This is a genomic window from Halomonas sp. H33-56 (assembly GCF_040147035.1).
Classification (GTDB): domain Bacteria; phylum Pseudomonadota; class Gammaproteobacteria; order Pseudomonadales; family Halomonadaceae; genus Halomonas; species Halomonas litopenaei.
Map to the genome: position 1 here is coordinate 3171479 of NZ_JAMSHP010000001.1, position 17100 is coordinate 3188578.

Here is a 17100-nt window from a genome sequence, read left to right on the forward strand (position 1 = left end):
GCTTGCTGCGCAGGACGCCGGCGTCAGCCGGCGGCCTCGAGCATCCAGCCCGCCGCTCGCTCGGCGATCATCAAGGTCGGCGAGTTGGTATTGCCGCTGGTGATGGTCGGCATGACGCCGGCGTCCGCCACGCGCAGGCCCTGGATGCCCCTCACCCGCAGGCGTGAGTCGACCACCGCCATGGGATCGTCGGGCTGCCCCATCCGGGTGGTTCCGACCGGGTGGAAGATGGTGGTGCCGATGTCACCGGCCAGCCGCCACAGCTCTTCATCGGTCTGGTACTGGACGCCGGGCTTGACCTCCTCCGGTTCGTACCTGGCGAACGCCTTCTGCTCGGCGATCCTGCGGGTGACGCGCAGCGAGTCCGCCGCGACCCGCCGGTCCTCGTCGGTGCTCAGGTAGTTGGGGGCGATGGACGGCGCCTGGGCCGGATCGGCGCTCTGAATCCTGACGCTGCCGCGGCTGGTCGGATTCAGGTTGCAGACGCTGGCGGTGACCGCCGGATAGGGATGCAGCGGCTGGCCGAAGGCCTCCAGACTCAGGGGCTGGACGTGGTACTGGATGTTGGGGTGCTCGTGCTCGTCGCTGCTGCGGGTGAAGATACCGAGCTGAGACGGCGCCATGCTCATCGGGCCTGTGCGCTTGAACACGTATTCCAGACCGATGCCGGCCTTGCCCCACAGGGTGCTGGCCATGGTGTTGAGGGTCTTGGCGCCCTTGACCTTGTACACCGAACGAATCTGCAGATGGTCCTGCAGGTTCTCGCCGACCCCCGGCAGTTCGTGGACGACGTCGATGCCGTGCTGCTTGAGCAGCTCACCAGGCCCGATACCGGAGAGCTGCAGGATCTGGGGTGAGCCGATGGCGCCAGCGGACAGCACCACCTCACGGCGCGCCCTGGCCAGCTGGGTGGTGCCCTCGCGCTTGACCTCGACCCCTTCACAGCGCTTCTCGCCGTCGGGCTCGCCGCCGGCGACGATCAGCCGGTTGACCTGGGTGGAATGCCACAGCGTCAGGTTCGGCCGCTTGAGCGCCGGGCGCAGGAACGCCTTGGCGGTGTTCCAGCGCCAGCCGGAGCGCTGATTGACCTCGAAGTAGTCGACGCCCTCGTTGCTGCCACGGTTGAAGTCCTTGGTCCGAGGGATACCCGCCTGGACCGCCGCCTCGGCGAAGTCGTCCAGCACCTCCCACTTGAGCCGTTGCTTCTCGATGCGCCACTCGCCGCCGTGACCGTGAAAGTCCCGGTGGGCGGCGTCGGCGTCGCCGCCCTCGTCCAGACGATAGTGATCCTCGTGCTGGATGAAGGCCGGCAGGCAGTGCTCCCAGCGCCATTGGTCGTCACCGGTGACCTCGGCCCAGTGGTTGTAGTCCCGGGCCTGGCCGCGCATGTAGATCATGCCGTTGATGCTGGAGCAGCCGCCGAGGGTCTTGCCGCGCGGGTAGAGCAGCGAGCGCCCGTTGAGGCCCGCGTCCGGATCGGTGCGAAAGCGCCAGTCGGTGCGTGGGTTGTCGATGCAGTACAGGTAGCCCACCGGCACGTGGATCCAGTGGTAGTTGTCGCGACCACCGGCTTCGATCAGCAGCACCCGGTTGTTGGGGTCGGCGCTCAAGCGATTGGCCAGCAGGCACCCGGCGGTGCCTGCTCCGACCACGATGTAGTCAAACTCGCTGTCGTATTGTTGTGCGGTTGTCATCGCAGATCCCTCGATTCAGGGCGTTATTTGGCGGTCGGCATCACGAACTCCGCGCCCGCCTCGATGGAGTCGGACCAGCGCTGCATGATCGACTTCTGCTTGGTGTAGAAGCGCACGCCCTCTTCGCCGTAGGCGTGCATGTCGCCGAACAGCGAGCGCTTCCAGCCACCGAAGCCATGCCACGCCATGGGCACCGGAATCGGCACGTTGATGCCGACCATGCCCACCTGGATGCGACGGCCGAACTCGCGGGCGACCTTGCCGCTCTCGGTGAAGCAGCTGACGCCGTTGCCGAACTCGTGGTCATTGATCAGCTCGATGGCGGTGGCCACGTCCGGCACGCGCACGCAGGCCAGCACCGGGCCGAAGATCTCCTCGCGGTAAATCGTCATCTCAGGGGTGACGTGATCGAACAGGGTGCCGCCCATCCAGAAGCCCTCGCTGCAGCCTTCGCCGGTATTGCTGCTGTCGAAGCCACGGCCATCGACCACCAGCTCGGCACCCTCCTCGACGCCCTTGTCGATGTAGCCGGTAATACGCTGATGGGCCTGGGCGGTGACGATCGGCCCCATCTCGGCGTCCAGCTGCATGCCGTCCTTGACCTTGAGACCCCGGGCGCGTTCGGCCACGCGTGCCACCACGTCATCGGCCACGTCGCCGACCAGCACCGCCACACTAATGGCCATGCAACGCTCGCCGGCGGAGCCGTAGGCGGCACCGATCAGCGCGTCCACCGCCTTGTCGAGGTCGGCGTCGGGCATCACCACCATGTGGTTCTTGGCGCCACCGAGGGCTTGCACACGCTTGCCCAGGGCCGCACCACGCTGATAGATCAGGTTGGCGATGGGAGTGGAGCCGACGAAGGACAGCGCCTTGACGTCGGGGTGGTCGATCAGCGCGTCCACTGTTTCCTTGCCACCCTGGACCACGTTGAACACGCCGTCGGGCAGCCCGGCCTGCTTGAGCAGGTCCGCCATCATCAGCGAGGCGCTGGGATCGGTGGGGCTGGGCTTGAGGATGAAGCTGTTGCCGGCGGCGATGGCGACCGGGAACATCCACATCGGCACCATGGCCGGGAAGTTGAACGGGGTGATGCCGGCGACCACACCAAGCGGCTGGCGCAGTGTCCAGTTGTCGATGCCGGTGCTGACCTGGTCGGTGAAGTCGCCCTTGAGCAGCTGCGGGATTCCGCAGGCGAACTCGACGATGTCGATACCCCGTGCCACCTCGCCCTGGGCGTCGGTGAAGACCTTGCCGTGCTCACGGGTAATCGCCTCGGCCAGGGCGTCCTTGTTGGCATTGAGCAATTCGAGGAAGCGGAACATCACCCGGGCGCGGCGGATAGGCGGGGTGTCGGCCCAGCTCGGGAAGGCCGCCTTGGCCACCTCCACCGCCTTGTCGATCTCGCTGGCGGAGGCCAGCGCCACTCGGCCACTGACCTGGCCGGTCGCCGGGTTGTAGACGTCCTGATGGCCCAGGGAGGCGCTTTCGTCGATCTGGCCGCCGATGAAGTGAGGAATCGTCGAGGTCATGGAGTGCTCCTTTATAAGCGTTGTTTAAGTTATTCGAGCGTGGCCGTATGAGGAAAGGTGCCCAGCCTGCTCGTCTTGTCGCTGTACAGCCTATCTCTGGTGGCGATCTGAGCAATTGAGTTATTTGAAACCCAGATATAAAGTTCTCAAATAACACGCTCTGTTGAAGGAAGGCGCCATGCAGGACTACCCCACGCTGCGAGCATTCGTCACGGTGGCGCACCTCGGCAGCGTCTCCCGCGCCGCCGAGGCGCTGCATCTCACCCAGCCGGCGGTTAGCCTAAAGTTGAAGCAGCTGCAGGCAACGCTGGGACTGACGCTGTTCCACCGCCGCCCCCAAGGACTGGAGCTGACGGCCCACGGTCAGGCACTGCTGCCCACCGCCGAAAAGGCCCTGGAGAGCGCTCGGGTGTTCGATCAGATGGCCCGCTCGTTGCACTCGACGGTGCGTGGGCTGTTGAGGATCGGCACCATCATCGACCCCGAGTTCATCCGTCTGGGCAGTTTTCTCAAGGTGCTGGTCGAGCGCGCCCCCGAACTCGAGACCGAGCTGCACCACGGCATGAGCGGTTACGCCCTGTCGCGAGTGGAGCGCGGCGAGCTGGATGCAGGTTTCTATCTGGCGCCCCCCGGAACAGGCAGCACCCACGCCGACGGTACCGGCGAACTTGCGTTTGTCGAGCTGACCCACTTTCGCTACTACGTGGTGGCGCCCTCAGGCTGGGAATCACGGGTCGAGGACACCCGCTGGTCGACGCTGGCCACCCTGCCCTGGATCGTCACACCCCCCGACTCGGTCCACCATCGACTGCTCAAGCGCGCCATGCAGGACAGCGGAGAGACGCCCCGGCGGGTCGCCCAGGTCGACCAGGAGGCCTGCATGCTCGATCTGGTACGCGCCGGGGTGGGGTTGAGCCTGGCCCGGGACTCGCTGGCCTTGACCGAGCGCCAGCGCAGCGGCCTGACCATCGTCGAGGGGGTGACGCTGGACTGCGCCCTGTGCTTTGTATGGAAGAAGGAACGCACCCGCGAGCCGCCGCTGCAGGCCGCGCTTGCCACCCTGGAGAGCGTCTGGCCCAACCGCCCTGGGTGAGGCTTGTAGGAAAAGTGCCTGCGGTCGGTGGCTTTTCGTACAAGACCCAGGGCCTGAAAAGCCCGGGGGTAGACCCCGCGGGCTGGCGCCCGAACCTGCTAATAGGCGCCCGAACCCGCCGATACGCGCCCGAACCCGCTTTGGCAGCAGCGCCAAATGCACCAGAGTTGCGCCTTTCTGCGCCTGGCGACGCTCGAATCCGTCGTCGGGTGCTACCCTCCAGACGTTGGCTGACGGCTTTCCCCGGTTCAGGTCAAGGGCGACGCCTGTCTCGATCGCTCCTTGCTCGCACCGTCAGTTCGTACTTCCAGCCACCAGATGTCAGCGTCACGCTCCCTTCGTTCTTCACCACAAGGAATGTCCCCATGACCGACCTTTCCCGCTTCCCCATCACTGCCAAGTGGCCGGCGACACACCCCGAGCGCCTGCAGCTCTATTCGCTGCCGACCCCCAACGGGGTCAAGGTCTCGATCATGCTGGAGGAAGTCGGGCTGGACTACGAAGCGCACCGGGTCAACTTCGATACCAGGGACCAGCACTCTTCCGAGTTTCTCTCGCTCAGCCCCAACAACAAGATTCCCGCGATCCTCGATCCCGACGGCCCTGAAGGCCAGCCGATCGGACTGTTCGAGTCAGGCACGATTCTGCTGTACCTGGCCGACAAGACCGGCCAGTTGGTGCCCCAGACGCCCCAGGCGTACTATCAGGCCCTGCAATGGCTGATGTTCCAGGTCGGCGGCGTGGGCCCGATGTTTGGCCAGATCGGCTACTTCCACTTCTTCGCCGGCAAGGAACTCGAGGACAAGCGCCCTCTTCAGCGCTACGTGGACGAGGCCAAACGCCTGCTTGGGGTGCTGGACAAGCGCCTGGAACAGCGCGAGTGGATCATGGGCGAGGATTACTCGGTGGTGGATATCGCCATCCTTCCCTGGGTACGTAACCTGGTCTACCGCTACGACGCCGGGGATCTGGTCGAGTTTGCCAACTTCCCCCACGTCGACCGCACCCTCCAGGCGTTTCTCGAGCGCCCCGCCGTGCAACGAGGCCTCAAGGTCCTGGCCTGAGGCGATATAGCAGGCACTACCAGGGTGAAGGTGGCGATCGGTAAACGTGGCGATCGGTAGAGGTAGAGCGAGACGAAATGAGGTGAGAGCCGCACGATTGAACCTCAGCCCACGGGTGACTCGCCGCCGGGTTCAGGCGATGATTGTGCCGGCACAGCAGACTCCGTGAGCCTTCAAGGCGCGCCGTCCTGTGCCTGTCCGCCTGCCCCTTGGCCCCACTGCCTCGGGCAACACCCCCACACGACGGAATCACCGCTCATGCCCGTTCGCCCCGTTCATCTTCTGCCCCTCGTCCTCGCCGTGGGGACCACCTCCGCCCAGGCAGCCTCCGCGCCAAAAGACGCCGACCGGAGTACCGTCGAGCAGCAGAGTAGCCGATCCTGCGAAAACCCGACCATGGACCAGCAGATCGAGGCACTGATGGATCACCACGGCATCCCGGGCGTGTCGGTGGCACTGATCGACCACGGCAACATCTGCCTGAGCCACTACGGCGTCGCCAGCCGGGAGTCCTCGACCGGCGCCGCAGTGAACGACGACACCCTGTTCGAAATCGGCTCGGTCAGCAAGACCTTCACTGCGGCGCTGGGCGCCTGGGTGCAGCAAGGCGGAGCCTTCTCCCTGAGCGACAGCGCGGCCAGCATCGAGCCCGACTTCGAGGGTCGTCCGGTAGGCGAGGTCAGCATGGTAGAGCTTGCCACCTACACCGCCGGCGGCTTCCCGCTGCAGTTTCCCGCAGGCGTCGACGACGCCACCCTCCACGACTACTTCGTGAACTGGCAGCCGGACTTTGCCGCCGGCACCAAACGCCTGTACTCGAACCCCAGCATCGGCCTGTTCGGCCTGCTCGCGGCCCAGAGCGAAGGCTCAAGCTTCGCTGAGCTGATGCAGGACAGCGTGCTGCCCACACTTGGCCTCGATGCCACCTGGCTTACGGTGCCCGACGACCAGGCCCGCCACTACGCCCAGGGCTACAACAGCGACGATCAGCCTGTGCGCGTCAATCCGGGCCCGCTGGACACCCAGGCCTACGGCATCAAGACCACGGCACGGGACCTGGCACGCTTCGTTCAGGCCAATATCGACGCCTATCAAGGCAGCCAGGACGACCAGCGCATGGCACAAGCCCTGCTGGCCACCCACCAGGGCTACGCCGCCGTCGGCGAGATGCAGCAGGGACTCGCCTGGGAAAGCTACGCCCTGCCGACGACCCTCGATACGCTGCAAAACGGCACCACCGCAGAGATGGCGCTGGAGCCCCAGCCTGTCACCATGCTCGAGCCGTCAGGCGAGCCACAGCCCCAGCGCTGGTACCACAAGACCGGCTCCACCGGCGGCTTCGGCGCCTACGCCGCCTTTATGCCGGCGCATGAACTCGGCATCGTCATCCTCGCCAACAAGCGCTACCCCAACGGCGAGCGCGTCGAAGCCGCCTGGCGGATACTGGAGGCGCTGGAGCACTGACGATCACGTTTGGATCACTGGATCTCAGTGATACTCCTGGGCCGAATCAGACGCAGGGCCTCATCCTGGCCCCACACGCGACGCCGCCGCCCTATGGGCGGCGGCGTGATCGATGACATGGTGGGCGGAAGCTCAAGGTTAAGCAGATGTCTCGTTCATCAAACTCTCGTAGGGGATCCGTAGCCCATGATGCAGCCGGCGGATCATGGCCAGGCTGAGCCCACGCTTGCGATTCAGCACCTCCGAGACCCGTCCGCTACCGCCGATATAGGCTTCCAGGTCTCTTGGCGTCAGCCCTTGCTGTTCCATGCGAAACTTGATCGCTTCGATGGGATCCGATGGACCGATCGGGTAGTGCTCGTCTTCATAGTGCTCAATCAGAATCGACAGGACCTCAAGTTCGTCGGCCTCGGGACTGCCGTCTTCGGCATTCCATAGCGCCTCCATCCGAGCGAAGTCCCGCTCCAGATCGGCATCGTTGTGAATCGGCTGGATATTCATTCACACAGGCTCCACGTCGATGTGATCGTACTGGGCGTGAGTGCCGACAAAGCGTACCCAAGCGATCTGCTGGGCATATCGGATCGCAACGATGACCCATACTCCACACGATGAAAACGCACCCTTGGGGCTGGCACACCACGCGCTCTCTCCCGCCCGATCTCTTGATGCCGATGGCTGACCGAGATCCCCTTGCCCGCATCAAGAGGATACCGCTCGAAAGCGTAAAATCAGTCGAGCGCATCGATCTGACCTTCCCCTGACATATCGCCTGTGCCTTGCAAGAGGCTATTGAGCCCCCTTATCGAAAGGCGCACAGTCGGATGTGCTCGACTCAATTCTCCTCATAGGCATCAGCCACCGCACGCTCGATAAGTTCCGGAGCCACACCGCGAGCCTTCAACGCCTCCACCAAACGCCGCACACCATCATCGAGATAGCGAGCCTCGTCGCGACGCAGTCCCTCGCTGACGTAGGCTTTCAGCAGCGTCTGGTAGCCTTGAAACCCCTTCAGTGGCGCTATCGCCTTCAGCGACTCCACCACATCAACCGGCACCCGCAGCGTCACTGTCGTCATGGGACGGTCCTTCGCCAATCGCCTTTTCAAGGTCTCATTGAGCATAAATCGCCTCCTCTCGCCTGGTGGCCCGTCGCGCCGAGGTAAGGCGCAATCCCTCGTCGGTACCACGATACTCGCGTCGCCGGAAGGCCAGCGCCAGCAGTCCTCAATCTGCAAAGTTTTCCTCGCTGCTCCAATTTGGCGGTAGAACGCAAGGCCAGGGGCAGACTGCGAAGCACCTCTGCTCCGACTCGTACCCGCCGCACAGGCACCACACCAACAATGAAAACGCCCCCTTGGGGCTGGTACACTACGCGCCCTCTCCTGCCCGACCTCTTGATGCCGATGACTGACCGAGATCCCCTGGCCCAGGCCCGCCGCTTTTCTGTGGCGCCGATGATGGACCTAACTACCCGCGACTACCGCGTTTTCGCGCGCACCCTGACGCGCCGGACGCTCTTGTACACCGAGATGGTGACCACTGGTGCGATCCTTCACGGGCGTCCGCGCGAACGCTTCCTCGGCTACGACGAGGTGGAGCATCCGCTGGCGCTGCAGTTAGGTGGCAGCGATCCGGGAGAACTCGCCGAGTGCGCGGCGATCGCCGAGGAGTGGGGCTACGACGAGGTCAATCTCAACGTGGGTTGCCCCAGCGACAGGGTCCAGAACAACCTGATCGGGGCCTGCCTGATGGGTCATCCGGACAAGGTGGCACTGGCGGTGGCGACGATGCGCGAGGCGGTGTCGATTCCGGTGACGGTGAAGTGCCGTATCGGGATCGACGATCAGGACGAGGACGCCGATCTCGAGCGCTTTATCACCCAGGTGGCCGACGCCGGCTGCGAGGTGTTTATCGTGCACGCGCGCAAGGCCTGGCTGCAGGGGCTGTCCCCCAAGGAAAACCGCGACGTGCCGCCGCTGAATTATCCGCGGGTGCATCGCTTGAAGACCAGTCGCCCCGACCTGCATATCGGCATCAACGGCGGCATCAAGAGCCTCGAGGAGTGCCAGACGCAGCTTAATCACGTCGACAGCGTGATGGTGGGTCGCGAGGCCTACCAGAATCCCTGGCTGCTGGCCCAGGTGGACCAGGCGATCTACGGCGAGCCGGGGCCTGCTGACAGTCGCCACGCCGCCGCCATGGCACTACGCCCTTACATCCAGCGCCGCCTGGAAGAAGGCGCCAAGCTCAACCATATCACCCGCCATCTTCTTGGCCTGTTCCAGGGCTGCCCCGGCGGGCGCCGCTTCCGTCGACATCTGTCGGAGAACGCTCATCGCGACGGCGCGGGCCTGGCGGTGTTCGACGATGCCCTGGGCCTGGTGCCGGAACCCGTCAGCGCCTGACAACGGCTGCACGACACTCCGCTGCACGGGAAAAATTGCCCTGCAAAAAAGACAACGGCCGAGCGATCTGCTCGGCCGTTCTTTATTGGGTCCGGGGTTGGGGACTCGATCTTCATCAAGCCCTCCGGACATCTGTCTCGCTAGCCCTACCGCTACTGCTACCGCTACCTCTGCCGCCACCCCTATCGCCACCCTCATGCCTTAAGGTAAGCGAGTGCTCACCTGCATGTGCAACCTTGGCTCCTGGGTGAACCGCGTCACGCCTTGAGGCCTAGTAGAGTGAATCGGGCGGCGGCTCCAGGCTCGAATGGAAGGTCTCGATGGCGCTTTCGGCTTCTTCGATGGCGTCGAAGCGGGCGATATGGAACAGCGCCTCGCCTTCGTTGGCCAGGGGCAGCCGGCTCATGCCGATGACGATGCCGTCGGCCATGGACAGGATCTCGCCTTCGGTCTCGCCGAAGGGATCGGCGACCTTGCCCAGCACCTGCCCCTTGGCGACCCGGGCACCCAGGCGCACCTTGGGCCTCAGGATGCCGTCGATGGGCGCACGCGCCCAGCTCGACCCATTGGCGACCTCCGCTGCCGGTGGCTTGCGACGGCGTTGCTCGCCGGTCAGCATGTCGAGCCGGCGCATCACCCGCAGCACCCCTCGGACACCAGCGGTGATCGCCCACTCGTCGAAGCGCAGCGCCTCGCCGGCCTCGTAAGTGAGTACTGGCGTACCGCGAGTCTGGGCGTAGTGGCGAAGGCTGCCTTCGCGAAGCTCGGCGTTGAGGATCACCGGAGCGCCGAAGGCGTCGGCCATGCGCCGGGTCTCCTCACCGGCGTCACCCAGCTGGGCGCGGATCTGCGGCAGGTTGGTGCGGTGGATGGCGCCGGTATGAAGGTCGATGATGTGGGTCGCGTGATCGACGATCTGCTCGCGAAACAGTGCCGCGATACGCCCCCCGAGAGAGCCTGATTCACTGCCGGGAAAGCAGCGATTGAGATCGCGCCGATCCGGCAGATAGCGAGAGTGCTGAACGAAGCCGAAGATATTGACGATCGGCACCGCGATCAGGGTGCCGCGCAGACGGTTGATCTGGCGCGAACGCAACAGACGCCTGACGATCTCGACGCCGTTTATCTCGTCGCCGTGGATGGCGCTGCACACCAGCAAGGTGGGGCCGGGCTGGCGTCCGTGAACGACCTCCACCGGGATATCCAGCGGTGCATGGGTGTAAAGTTTGGCCACCGGCACGTCGATCTGGGCACGCGTGCCCGGCTTGACGGTAATGCCGGCCAGTTCGAAGGGGGCTCTTGCCATGAAAGTTCCTTAGTCGCCATGCCGCGCCGTCGAAAACACGACAGCACCTGTCGTCCTTATACCTTTGTGACGTCGCCAAAACGAGCCCAATTTACCTCAGTGCGCGTATCGATGCCGCTGATCTCGCGGGGCCAGTCCGGTAGAATACGCGGACTGACCCACCGCCGGAGCGCCCCGCCCCCATGGCCCGCCGTACCAAGCAAGAAGCCGCCGCCACCCGAGCCGCATTGCTCGATGCCGCCGAGGAAGTGTTCCTCGAGCGTGGTGTCTCGCGCGCCTCGCTCGAGGTCATCTCGCGACGGGCCGGCGTTACCCGGGGCGCCCTGTACTGGCATTTTCGCAACAAGGGCGATCTGTTCCGGGCCATGCTGGAGCGAGTCCATCTGCCGTTCGAGGACCTGCTCAATGAGCTCGACGACTCCTCGGTCGATCACCACCCGCTGGAGGCCATTCGCTTGAGCTGTCATGTCGGGTTGCGTCAGGCCGATACTCCGCGCCACCGCCGGGTTCACGGTATCCTGCTGCACCACTGCGAGCGTACCGACGATTTCGACCCGCTGGAGGCCAAGGCCGAGATCGCCCGAGAAACCTGCCAGGCCTTGCTGCGCCAGTTCAAGCAGGCTGATCTCAAGCAGCAGCTACGCCCCGGGCTTAGCCCGGAGCGTGCCACCGACCTGTTTCACTATGCCCTGAGCGGGCTGTTCTGGGAGTGGCTGCGGGCGCCCCAGGCCTTCACTCTCAGTGAACGAGGCCCTGCCCTGGTCGATGACCTGATCAGCCTGATCGGTCGCGACTGACCCGTCGTCGCGAACCGCTACTCGATCGACTCGAGAAGGGCTCGACACGCTTCAATGCTGATGGCCGTGGGAGTGACGATGGCCGTGGTAGTGGTGCCCGTGCGTCGACGCCTCATGGGGTGGTACCGGCTCATGACGCTCGATCAGCTTGAGCCTTACCAGCCGGGTACGCGCATCGAGAAACTCCTGCTCGGCCACCGAGCGGAAGCTGTCGTGCTCTTCCAGGTACTTGACCAGCACCCGTACTTCCCCTTCCCGCGGCATCGCCCCCGGCTTGCCCCTTAGGCAGATCTCCCGGGTTCCGTCCGAGCAGAGCACCGCACGGCAGCACCCCTGGCCATCGATGAAGCCGACCACCTGGACACGCTCGCCCAGCAGGCAACGGCGGTTGAACGAGGGCCGATCGCGATAGCGCTTCAACAGTACCCGACAGAAGCGGGATGCCAGCGGGGACGACAGCGCAAAGGCTCCCCACAGCACCACGATGCCCAGCGGCACGATCACGATCGCCAAGTTGACCCACTGCAGAATCAGCAGTTCCGCCACCAGCGTGAAGACAGCAGCGAACAGGATCAGCGCGGTCAAGGCCACCGTCACCGGCACCCCGGCAAACCCCAGCGATACCATCGTGCTGGCCATATGATCGTCACGCAGGCTGTCACGTTCGAACAGCTGCAGCGGCACCAGCTCCAATGCCACCAGGATCCAGTAGAGCGCGACGAGTGGAAGCAGCACCGTGAACAGAATCAGCGGAAAACTCAGGGCAATGTCCCTGATCAGCGTTATGTCCATACCACCTCCCGTGGCGTTGCCACTTGCGTACTTGCTACCCGCAGCATAGCGCCATAGGCCACAAACCTCGACCCGCACATCCCAATTTTTCCTTTGGCGACAGCATGTTGCGATGCACAATATGCTGCACTGCACACTTCCCCCAGGCCCGCCACAAGCGTGTAATAGGCGATAAAAAACTCCCTGCCACCAGCGACTCACCGCCTCTGCAGCATAAAAAAAAGCGCCGCCTGGAAAGGCGGCGCTTTGACCTGCATCAACCATTCTACCGATGAGGGGCGGTCATGTTGACCCGCCCACCCCGTTCAATGATCGGTGGCAGTGCCCTTGGCTTCGGAGGCGTTCTCGTCCTCATCGTCGTCGGAACTACGCTCTCCGAACAAGCGCAGGGAGAGGGACGCGATCATGGCGTAGAACGACGGCACGAAACAGCTACCCAGTATCGCCACCGAGGCCATGCCCATGGCCACCGTGGTACCGATGTGGTGGCTGCTGGTGTCACTGGCGCCGGTGGCCATGGCCAGCGGCAGGGTGCCGAAGATGAACGCCATGGAGGTCATCACGATGGGCCGGAAACGCAGCTCCGCCGCGGTGATCGCCGCCTCGCGGATGGTCTTGCCCATCTCCTTGCGCTGCAACTCGGCGAACTCGACGATCAGAATGGCGTTCTTTGCCGCCAGGCCGATGACCACCAATACCCCGATCTGGACATAGACGCTGGTATCCAGGCCACGCATGGCGATACCGGCGATGCCCCCGAGGAAGGCGAACGGCGTGGCGGTCAGTACCGCCAGAGGCAATGACCAGCTCTCGTACTGCGCCGCCAGGATCAGGAACACCATGACCATGCCGAAGATGATGGCGATGGTGCCGGCGTTACCCGCTTCGCTCTCCTGGTAGGCGGTACCGGTCCAACCCATGCCCCAGTCGCTGCCAAGCGTATCCTGGACGATCCGCTCCATGGCCTGGAGCGCCTGGGTCGAGGAGTAGCCTTCCGCCGGACCACCCTGGAACTGGGCCGCCGAGTAGACACCGAAACGGGTGACTACCGCAGGTGCGGCCTTGCGCTCGAGGGTCACGAACTCCGACAGCGGAATCCGCTCACCAGTGCCGCCGCGCACATAGACGTTGTTGATATCGTCCGGGGTGTCGCGGTACTCCGCCTCGTTCTGCAGGTAGACCTGGAAGTTGCGGTTCTGGTAGCTGAAGAAGTTGACGAAGCCATTGCCGAAGGTGTTCGACAGAGTGGCATTGAGGTCGGTCAGCGACACACCGTAGCTCAGCGCCTTCTGCTGGTCGATCTCGGCGCGGAAGGACGGCACGTTGACGCTGAAGGTCGAGAACACCTGGTTGAGCGCCGGATCCTGATTAGCCGCCTGCATCACCTTGAGTGAGGCCTGGTAGATCTCCTCGGGGGTGGCACCGGAGAACGACTGCAGGTAGCCGGTGAAGCCGCCGGTGGTGGACAGGCCGATGATCGGCGGCATGTTGAAGGCCATGACGTTGCCTCCGTCGACCTCGGCACCGATCTGGAAGATCCGGCCGATCAGGTCATCCACCGTGGTCTCGCGCTCGGACCAGTTGTCCATGTTGATGAAGATGATGCCGCGCGCGGTGTTGACCGAGCTGGTCAGCATGTCGTAGCCGGCGATGGCCGAGGAATAGCGCACACCGGGCACTTCCTCGATGCGCTTGCTGACCTCGGCCATATAGGCCTTGGTGCGGCTGAGCGATGCCGAGTCCGGCAGGCTGACCGCCGCCAGGGCGATGCCCTGGTCGGTTTCCGGCACCAGCGTCGAGGGCGTGTTCTCGTAGAGCCAGAAGGAACCGGCCCCGACCAGCCCCACCAGCAGCAGGGTCAGCACCCAGGCCTTGACCAGCGCCTTGACCGCCACCATGAACACCCTGGTGACGCCGTCGAAGAAGCGGTCGAACAGGCGCAGCGGGGTGCGCACCGCCCGCATGAAGGAGGATTCCTTCTTGTGCAGGTCGTGCTTGATGAAGATCGCCGACAGCGCCGGGGTGAAGGTCAGCGCCATCAGCGCCGAGAACGCCACCGAGATGGCGATGGTCAGGGCGAACTGCTGATAGATCTGCCCGGTAAAACCGCCGAGGAAGGCCACCGGCACGAACACCGCCGCCATGATCAGCGAGGTGGCGATGACCGGCCCACCGACCTCCTTCATGGCCTGGATGGTGGCCTGGCGAACCGTGATCTCCTCGTCCTCCGACAGCACCCTTTCGACGTTCTCCACCACCAGGATGGCGTCATCCACCACGATGCCGATGGACAGCACCAGAGCGAACAGCGTCAAAAGGTTGATCGAGAAGCCGAACACGTAGAAGCCTGCGAAGGTGGCCAGTACCGATACCGGCACCACCGACATGGCGATCACGGTAAAGCGCCAGTTCTGCAGGAAGATGAACAGGATGACGCCGACGATCAGGAAGGCTTCGATAAAGGTGTGGAAGACGGTTTCCACCGAGGCGTCGATGAACAGGGTGGTGTCGTAGGGCACCACGTACTCGAGGCCCGGCGGGAAGCGCACCTCCAGCTCGTTCATCTTTTCCTTGACCATGTCTGCCGTCTGCAGGGCATTGGCGCCCGGCTGCTGCTGGATCATGATCGGCGTCATGATGGCGCCGTTGAGGCGTGCCTCGACGCCGTAGAAGGAGGCGCCCAGCTCGATCCGCGCCACATCATCCAGGCGCAGCGCAGAGCCGTCCTCGTTGGTGCGCAGCAGGATGTCGCGGAAGTCGTCGGCGCTGGACAGACGTCCGCCGGCGGTGATGGTGTAGGTGAAGGCTCGCGGGCTGTCGATCGGCGTGGACGCCAGGCTACCCGCCGGTACCTCGGTGTTCTGGGCACGAATCGCCGCCGCCACCTCGGTGGGGGTCAGGTCGTACTCGGCCAGCTTGTTGGGGTCCATCCAGATGCGCATGGCGAACTCGCCACCGCCCAGCACCTCGGCCTCACCGACGCCGGGAATCTGGCGCAGCTCGTCGAGAATGTTCAGGGTGGCGTAGTTCTGCATGTAGATGTTGTCGTAGTCGTCCTGGGGCGAGATCAACGACACCAGCATCAGGATAGAGCTGGAGCGCAGCTCGACCTGGACGCCCTGCTCCTGCACCGCCTCGGGCAGCTGAGACAGCGCGCCCTGGACCCGGTTGTTGACGTTGATGGTGTTGATATCACCGTCGGTCCCGATGTCGAAGGCCACGCTCAGGCTCATGGAGCCGTTGTCGGAGCTGGTCGAGTTCATGTAGAGCATGTTCTCGACGCCGTTGATCGCCTCCGCCAGCGGCGCGGCCACCGTCTGCGCCACGGTCTCGGCGTCGGCCCCCGGGAAGGTGGCGCTGACCGACACCGTGGGCGGCACCACGCTGGGATACTGCTCGATCGGCAGTACCCGCATGCTCATCGCCCCGATGATGGTCAGGATGATCGCCAGGACCGAGGCGAAGATCGGCCGCTTGATGAAGAAGTTGGCGAAATTCATTCGTTACCCTCTCCTCGAGCCTCCTCGGCCTCCTGATCGCCCTGCGGCGCGTTCATCGGCGCCTGTTGAGCGGCCTGGGTGGCACTCGCGGCGTCCTCGCCCTGACCATCGCTCTCGGCAGTGCCCTGCCCGCTCTGATCGGCCGCTGGCTCGCCCGGTGACGCCGCTTCCTGCTCAGCTTGCTCGGGCGCGGCCTGGCCGGCGCCCTGCCCCTGCTGCTCGTACTGGGCTTCTTGCATCAGTGCCTCGGCGTCGCCGTCGAACGGCTGGGGATCGATCGGGGTACCCGGCTTCAGGCTGCCCGGATCACCGACCACCACACGCTCGCCGGGTTCGACGCCGTCGAGGATGATCTGCCAGGCGCCCGCCAGCTCGCCGAGCTGCACCGGACGCGCCCTGGCGACGTTGTCTTCATCGAGCACGTAGACCTGCGGGCCCATCAGGCCCTGGGTCAACGCCAGCTCCGGCACCGCCAGCACGCCGAAGCGAGCCAGCCCCTCGATCTTCACACGCACGTACTGACCCGGCAGCACCGCGCCGTCCGGGTTGGCAAAGGTGGCCTCCGCCTGGACGGTGCTGGTCTCGGGATCGACACGGGAGCCAAGGAAGTCCAGGTGGCCGCTGAGCACGGCAGGCTCATCCCCACGCGAAGAGAACGCTTCGAGCGAGGCGGCGATGTCCTCGATGCTCATGTCCTTCAACTGACGACGCAGCTCGAAGGCGTCGTTCTGAGGCATCTGGAAACGGACCTCCAGCGGGTCCAGCGGAGTGATGGTGGCAAGTTCGGTATTGGGTGACACCAGGTTGCCGACATTGACCTCACTGAGACCGATCACGCCAGACACCGGCGCCGTGACCTCGGCGTAGTCCAGGTCGAGCTGGGCGCTCTTCAGCGCCGCCTCGGCCTGGGCCACGCTGGCCCGCGCGACGCGCGCGTCGGCCAGGGCCTGGTCGACCTGCTGACGGCTCACCGAGTTCTGGGCTGCCAGCTGCTGGAAACGATTGGCGTCACGCTCGGCCCGCGACAGCTCGGCCTGGGCGCTGGCCAGGTCGGCCTCGCGCTGGGCCACGGTGGCCTCGTACAGGTCCGGCTCGATGGTGTAGAGGCTCTCCCCCTGCTCGACCTGATCGCCGGGTTCGAACTTGCGCTCCTCGAGCACACCGGTGACACGTGCGACCAGGGTGACTTCCTGCTCGCTCATCAGCTTGGAGGGGTAGGACTTGTCCAGTGGAATGTCCTGGTAGGCCAGCTCGGCCACCTCGATGGCCTTGGCGGGTGGCTGACCACCGGCCTGGCCGGCGGACGGGTCTTCTTCCTGACCACAGCCGACCAGCAGCAATGCTGCCGCCAGGGCGGCCCAGAGGCGGCCGCGATAGATGGTGGTTTTCATCCCTTGATTCCTTCGGGGTAATTGGATCGTCAGATGCCGGGCGCTGACCGCCTCGAGGGA

The 17100-nt window shown here is 64.6% G+C and carries 14 protein-coding genes; 5 read left to right on the top strand and 9 right to left on the bottom strand.

Features of this window, described 5'->3' with window-relative positions; genetic code table 11:
- Positions 1–23 precede the first annotated feature (23 nt).
- Together NFH98_RS13640 and NFH98_RS13645 are read right to left on the bottom strand one after the other, a co-directional pair.
- On the bottom strand, positions 24–1694 hold the full coding sequence (locus NFH98_RS13640; protein WP_348826773.1) for a GMC family oxidoreductase: 1671 nt from the start codon (positions 1692–1694) through the stop codon (positions 24–26).
- Between the two features lie 23 nt (positions 1695–1717).
- Entirely contained in the window at positions 1718–3226 is a 1509-nt protein-coding gene (locus NFH98_RS13645; RefSeq protein ID WP_108133287.1) for a CoA-acylating methylmalonate-semialdehyde dehydrogenase, read from the bottom strand.
- A gap of 178 nt (positions 3227–3404) precedes the next feature.
- Here NFH98_RS13645 and NFH98_RS13650 point away from each other — a divergent pair, with 178 nt between their 5' ends.
- The 3 genes from NFH98_RS13650 (at position 3405) to ampC (ending at position 6847) form a co-directional block, all read left to right on the top strand.
- Positions 3405–4319: a LysR family transcriptional regulator gene (locus NFH98_RS13650; RefSeq protein WP_108133286.1), complete on the top strand. Its 915-nt coding sequence runs from the start codon at positions 3405–3407 to the stop codon at positions 4317–4319.
- A gap of 365 nt (positions 4320–4684) precedes the next feature.
- Positions 4685–5383, top strand: coding sequence for a glutathione binding-like protein (locus NFH98_RS13655; protein WP_045991839.1), 699 nt, complete (start codon positions 4685–4687; stop codon positions 5381–5383).
- A 258-nt stretch (positions 5384–5641) separates the two neighbouring features.
- On the top strand, positions 5642–6847 hold the full coding sequence (gene ampC / locus NFH98_RS13660) for a class C beta-lactamase (protein ID WP_502878747.1): 1206 nt from the start codon (positions 5642–5644) through the stop codon (positions 6845–6847).
- Between the two features lie 138 nt (positions 6848–6985).
- Here ampC and NFH98_RS13665 read toward each other — a convergent pair whose 3' ends face one another.
- The 3 genes from NFH98_RS13665 to NFH98_RS13670 form a co-directional block, all read right to left on the bottom strand.
- Positions 6986–7348, bottom strand: a complete 363-nt coding sequence (locus NFH98_RS13665) for a helix-turn-helix domain-containing protein (protein WP_348826775.1) — start codon at positions 7346–7348, stop codon at positions 6986–6988.
- Positions 7349–7441 carry a type II toxin-antitoxin system HigB family toxin gene (locus tag NFH98_RS21015; RefSeq protein ID WP_502878763.1) on the bottom strand — a complete coding sequence of 31 codons (93 nt, stop codon included), beginning with the start codon at positions 7439–7441 and terminating at the stop codon, positions 7349–7351. It lies immediately after the preceding gene.
- A 241-nt stretch (positions 7442–7682) separates the two neighbouring features.
- Positions 7683–7925, bottom strand: coding sequence for a regulatory protein RecX (locus tag NFH98_RS13670; protein WP_205254685.1), 243 nt, complete (start codon positions 7923–7925; stop codon positions 7683–7685).
- Positions 7926–8246: 321 nt separating this feature from the next.
- Between NFH98_RS13670 and dusA the strand changes: the two genes are divergently transcribed.
- On the top strand, positions 8247–9254 hold the full coding sequence (dusA, locus tag NFH98_RS13675) for a tRNA dihydrouridine(20/20a) synthase DusA (RefSeq protein ID WP_502878748.1): 1008 nt from the start codon (positions 8247–8249) through the stop codon (positions 9252–9254).
- A 271-nt stretch (positions 9255–9525) separates the two neighbouring features.
- Here the strand turns inward: dusA and NFH98_RS13680 are convergent, their stop codons facing one another.
- Positions 9526–10560: a succinylglutamate desuccinylase/aspartoacylase family protein gene (locus NFH98_RS13680; RefSeq protein WP_045992886.1), complete on the bottom strand. Its 1035-nt coding sequence runs from the start codon at positions 10558–10560 to the stop codon at positions 9526–9528.
- Positions 10561–10742: 182 nt separating this feature from the next.
- On the opposite strand from NFH98_RS13680, the gene NFH98_RS13685 reads away from it, so the two are divergent.
- Complete coding sequence (locus tag NFH98_RS13685) at positions 10743–11357, top strand: TetR family transcriptional regulator (protein WP_286984991.1); 615 nt, start codon at positions 10743–10745, stop codon at positions 11355–11357.
- A gap of 51 nt (positions 11358–11408) precedes the next feature.
- Here the strand turns inward: NFH98_RS13685 and NFH98_RS13690 are convergent, their stop codons facing one another.
- The 3 genes from NFH98_RS13690 to NFH98_RS13700 all read right to left on the bottom strand — a co-directional run bounded on the left by NFH98_RS13690 (position 11409) and on the right by NFH98_RS13700 (position 17040).
- The gene (locus tag NFH98_RS13690) at positions 11409–12149 is read right to left on the bottom strand and encodes a hypothetical protein (protein ID WP_349622872.1); all 741 of its coding nucleotides are present in this window, start codon (positions 12147–12149) and stop codon (positions 11409–11411) included.
- 305 nt (positions 12150–12454) lie between these two features.
- Entirely contained in the window at positions 12455–15649 is a 3195-nt protein-coding gene (locus tag NFH98_RS13695; protein WP_349622873.1) for an efflux RND transporter permease subunit, read from the bottom strand.
- Entirely contained in the window at positions 15646–17040 is a 1395-nt protein-coding gene (locus tag NFH98_RS13700) for an efflux RND transporter periplasmic adaptor subunit (RefSeq protein ID WP_349622874.1), read from the bottom strand. Before NFH98_RS13700 ends, NFH98_RS13695 begins: the two co-directional genes overlap by 4 nt.
- Positions 17041–17100 lie beyond the last annotated feature (60 nt).

What these genes read in the sequence shown, in the direction of transcription:
- ampC (WP_502878747.1), top strand. Translation starts at nt 5,642, where the DNA reads ATGCCCGTTCGCCCCGTTCATCTTCTGCCCCTCGTCCTCGCCGTGGGG.
- NFH98_RS13700 (WP_349622874.1), bottom strand. Translation starts at nt 17,040, where the DNA reads ATGAAAACCACCATCTATCGCGGCCGCCTCTGGGCCGCCCTGGCGGCA.
- NFH98_RS13690 (WP_349622872.1), bottom strand. Translation starts at nt 12,149, where the DNA reads ATGGACATAACGCTGATCAGGGACATTGCCCTGAGTTTTCCGCTGATT.
- NFH98_RS13680 (WP_045992886.1), bottom strand. Translation starts at nt 10,560, where the DNA reads ATGGCAAGAGCCCCCTTCGAACTGGCCGGCATTACCGTCAAGCCGGGC.
- NFH98_RS13665 (WP_348826775.1), bottom strand. Translation starts at nt 7,348, where the DNA reads ATGAATATCCAGCCGATTCACAACGATGCCGATCTGGAGCGGGACTTC.
- NFH98_RS13640 (WP_348826773.1), bottom strand. Translation starts at nt 1,694, where the DNA reads ATGACAACCGCACAACAATACGACAGCGAGTTTGACTACATCGTGGTC.
- NFH98_RS13670 (WP_205254685.1), bottom strand. Translation starts at nt 7,925, where the DNA reads ATGACGACAGTGACGCTGCGGGTGCCGGTTGATGTGGTGGAGTCGCTG.
- NFH98_RS13685 (WP_286984991.1), top strand. Translation starts at nt 10,743, where the DNA reads ATGGCCCGCCGTACCAAGCAAGAAGCCGCCGCCACCCGAGCCGCATTG.
- NFH98_RS13695 (WP_349622873.1), bottom strand. Translation starts at nt 15,649, where the DNA reads ATGAATTTCGCCAACTTCTTCATCAAGCGGCCGATCTTCGCCTCGGTC.
- dusA (WP_502878748.1), top strand. Translation starts at nt 8,247, where the DNA reads ATGCCGATGACTGACCGAGATCCCCTGGCCCAGGCCCGCCGCTTTTCT.
- NFH98_RS13650 (WP_108133286.1), top strand. Translation starts at nt 3,405, where the DNA reads ATGCAGGACTACCCCACGCTGCGAGCATTCGTCACGGTGGCGCACCTC.
- NFH98_RS13655 (WP_045991839.1), top strand. Translation starts at nt 4,685, where the DNA reads ATGACCGACCTTTCCCGCTTCCCCATCACTGCCAAGTGGCCGGCGACA.
- NFH98_RS13645 (WP_108133287.1), bottom strand. Translation starts at nt 3,226, where the DNA reads ATGACCTCGACGATTCCTCACTTCATCGGCGGCCAGATCGACGAAAGC.